The following is a 1,502-nucleotide window of genomic DNA, read 5'->3' on the forward strand; positions in this document are numbered from 1 at the left end:
TCCACACGACCACCGCCAGCACCGAGCCTGGGGTGATGAAGCGAAACTCCTGTTTGACGTCGGGCATGACGTAGTAGATCAACGCCACCGCGACCATCAGCAGAATCACGATCACCGGCCAGCGCGCGATGGTCCAGAGCGTGACGATAAAGTACTCAAGGCCGACTTGCTTGGCGATCCACTCCATCACCTGCGGCCCGAGCACCATGAGCGCGGCGGCGATCAGCAGCATGCCGGCAATGCCGACGGTGTAGATGATCGACAACGGAAAACGTTTCCACAGCGGACGCCCTTCGACCACGTCGTAGGCAGCGTTCATCGCGCTCATCATCAGCCGCACCCCGGCGGAGGCGGTATATAGCGCAATCACGATCCCCACCGAGAGCAAGCCACCCTTGGATTGCTGAAGCTGGTCGATCACCGGGTTGACCTGTTCCAGTGCCTGGGGCGGCAATACCAGTTCCGATTGCAGGCGCAGCCAGGAGAAGAAATCCGGCAGGTGCAGGAAGCCGATCAGGGCAATCAGGAACAGGATGAACGGAAACAGCGAAAACAGCATTTGATAGGCCAGCGCCGAGGCATAGGTCGACATCTCGTCGGCGATGAACTCGGTGACCGTGCGCATCATCACACGGTGCAGGGGCAAGCCTCTCATGTCCGGAAAAATCATTAGCGTCTCCATTCGCCGCATACGCATTTGGGTTGAAGTCGTGGCGACTCTGGGGGCCGTTTCCTTCACCAAGGTAGCCCAGTTGGCGACTTTGAAACAAATTCAGTGTGCAAGTTCAGGCTGACACAAAAATGGCCATCCGGGGATGACCGCTTCTTCTTTTATTAAAGGCATTTCAATCGGAGGAAAGGTCGTTTCATAAGGTTGACCGAGGGCTTTTGCAGGGAGTTTCATTTATTTCCACCACGACATTTCATCGTTCAGTGCAGGTTGCGCTTTATGTTTGCGGGCCAACCCTTAAGAATGCGCAACACATTCAGGCCATGGCGCTGAAGATCCAATCCCGTAGGAATGTTATGAAACTCGATAAAAAGCAGGCCATTGCCCGCAGAAACCAGGAACTCGGCGGTGCTGTGCTTGGCGTCAACAACTGCCACTTCACCGAATTGAACCGCAACCGCAATATCTGGTGGTTCGACATCCCGGTATCGCGCCTGGCCGTGGGTCAGTACGAGTGGATTCACCTGCTGATGCACACGCCGGACACCGACGAGCTGCTGCACCTGAAAGTGCCGACCGTGTTCCTGCGCGAGAAGCTCGAAGGCCTGGTGGTGCGCAATGAAGGCAAGCGCAAGGCTGCATTGAGCCTGGAACTGAGCGCCGACAAGGACTCCTTCCTGCAGGACATGCGCCCGGCGGGCACCAACGTCAACTTCGCGCCGTTTCGCTTGTAGGAGCGAGCCTGCTCGCGATGGACGTAAACGATAACGCGGGGTGCCTGGATGCCCGCGTTGTCTGTACCTTTTTCGCGAGCATGCTCGCTCCTACAGAG

At 57.1% G+C, this 1,502-nt stretch carries 3 protein-coding genes; 1 reads left to right on the forward strand and 2 read right to left on the reverse strand.

Annotated features, from left to right (window positions below; genetic code table 11):
* Nucleotides 1-670, reverse strand: a 670-nt coding sequence (locus ACRESJ_RS12040; protein WP_431758086.1) for a YihY/virulence factor BrkB family protein, incomplete at its 3' end; no start/stop codon positions are given.
* A gap of 102 nt (nucleotides 671-772) precedes the next feature.
* Complete coding sequence (locus ACRESJ_RS12045) at nucleotides 773-904, reverse strand: hypothetical protein (RefSeq protein ID WP_431758087.1); 132 nt, start codon at nucleotides 902-904, stop codon at nucleotides 773-775.
* Nucleotides 905-1,026: 122 nt separating this feature from the next.
* On the opposite strand from ACRESJ_RS12045, the gene ACRESJ_RS12050 reads away from it, so the two are divergent.
* Nucleotides 1,027-1,404 (forward strand): hypothetical protein, encoded by a 378-nt coding sequence (locus tag ACRESJ_RS12050; RefSeq protein WP_057713562.1) that lies wholly within the window; start codon nucleotides 1,027-1,029, stop codon nucleotides 1,402-1,404.
* Nucleotides 1,405-1,502 lie beyond the last annotated feature (98 nt).

The organism is Pseudomonas sp., from assembly GCF_050739655.1.
In the GTDB taxonomy this organism is placed as follows: domain Bacteria; phylum Pseudomonadota; class Gammaproteobacteria; order Pseudomonadales; family Pseudomonadaceae; genus Aquipseudomonas.